The 257-nt window shown below is 51.4% G+C and carries 1 protein-coding gene; it reads right to left on the reverse strand.

Going from position 1 to position 257, the window contains the following annotated elements; translation table 11 throughout:
* Positions 1-257: SHIRT domain-containing protein (locus E2R31_RS09925; RefSeq protein WP_243701280.1), on the reverse strand; the 257-nt coding region annotated here is incomplete at both ends.

The raw sequence follows: 257 nt of genomic DNA on the forward strand, positions 1-257 counted from the left end.
TGAGCGGAAACAGAGGCACCATTCACATAAGTTGCACTGTCGCTTGGAGTCAAGGCTGCGATGGCTGCTGGAAGAGCTTGACCTGCTGTCTCACTCTCGAAGCGGTAACTTGCTTGATACTTCTTAGCTTCAAAGGACCATTTCCCTACAAACTCTACATCGGCCTTGTTGACAACGACGCTAGCTGCGTCATAGCCCTTGAAGGTCCAAGTGCCGTCGTTCACTGCGTCGGTGTAAGTGGTTTGGGATGGTTGTTG

Origin of the sequence: Streptococcus downii, assembly GCF_004353325.1 — a bacterium.
Taxonomy (GTDB): domain Bacteria; phylum Bacillota; class Bacilli; order Lactobacillales; family Streptococcaceae; genus Streptococcus; species Streptococcus downii.